Raw genomic sequence first — 1,435 nt, 5'->3', positions numbered from 1 at the left:
TTCAGCAAGCGCGATGCTTGGCACCGATTCAATCGTTGGGATATCACCATCAATAATCGTCAGTGTGACAGTGGCCGTTTCAACATCGATATCGCCATCGCTTGACGTAAAGACGAGAGATTTAACGATATCGCCATCTTCGTGGTCTAAATCACGGTTTGGCTCAAAGCGCACGTGACCTTCGATGGTGACGAACACATCACCCTCAGTGAACGTAAATTTCTGCTCACCTGTGATTGTTGGATCTAGAGTTTGAGCGGTACCACCGTCATAAGTGAACTGGGTAATCACTGCGCCATCGGCACTTTGCGCCGTCATTACATCAATGGTATTGGTCGTCACCGTACCGTCAGCTAAATTCGGCTCGGTAATATCCAGCGTACCATTCGCCATGATTTGGACGTCATCACCAATATTCACATTAAGCTGAGACACCAATGAGTCATCGCCATCTGAGTCGACGGCATAAACTGGCAAGTCGAAGGTCAGCACGTTGTTATCTAAGCCATCGGCATGGTCTAATGCTTCAAGCAGTGTGAAGGTGTATTCACCTAACGTAGTACCGGAGAAGCTTAAGCTGAAGACAGGAACGTCCGTTCCACCGTCATCAATAAAGCCGGTATAGATGCCTGAGTCTGCTGGGTCTTCTTTCAGTTCAACCGCAATGTTGTTCGACGTTAACGCACCACCCACATTGAACTCAGTTGGTTCGATTCGGAACTTCTCAACATCATCACTTTGGTTGGTAAACGAGATAGTCTCGGTTTGACTCACCGCACTGCCGCTTGGTGTCGAGCCATCAGAAAGTTGTGTTTCTGATAGCGTCACGCTTGGTACGGATTCGATGGTTGGAATATCGCCATCAGTAATCGTCAGTGTGACCGTTGACGTCACCACATCGTTATCTAAATCACTTGAGGTCACCACAATCGATTTGACGATGTCTTCGCTAACCGTGTGGTCTAGATTGCGGTTTGGTTCGAAGCGTACTTCACCTTCAAGTGTGATAAACAGAGAGCCTTCAGTGAAGATAAACTCTTGCTCGCCGATATCCGTTTGGTCAAGTGTTAGTGGAGTCCCACCATCATAAGTGAACTCAGTAATGGTCGCACCATCAGCACTCTGCTCTGGCATCACATCAATGGTAGTTGTGGTCACCACCCCTACGCCCAGATCAGCGACGGTTGGCTCTTCGATATTCAGGATGCCATTGCTCATGCCTTGAACATCATCTTCGATGGTCACAGTCAGTGACGACATCACTGAGTCATCACCGTCACTGTCTACCGCATAAACAGGCAGGTCAAAGCTCAAACTGTTATTCACCAGACCATCTTCGTGGTCAAGCGCTTCAAGTAACGTAAAGGTGTATTGACCTAAATTGGTATCCGAGAAGCTAATAGTAAAGACGTTAGCTTCAACATCCGACGTGTCT

General features: G+C 47.7%; 1 protein-coding gene. It reads right to left on the bottom strand.

Features of this window, described 5'->3' with window-relative positions; translation table 11 throughout:
- Positions 1–1,435, bottom strand: a 1,435-nt coding sequence (locus AB4323_RS23120; RefSeq protein WP_372153450.1) for a hypothetical protein, incomplete at both ends; no start/stop codon positions are given.

The sequence above is a fragment of the Vibrio sp. 10N.261.52.C11 genome, from assembly GCF_041471405.1.
GTDB lineage: Bacteria > Pseudomonadota > Gammaproteobacteria > Enterobacterales > Vibrionaceae > Vibrio > Vibrio crassostreae_C.
Note: the sequence above shows the minus strand (reverse complement) of the source record. Positions and strands in the feature narration are given on the sequence as shown.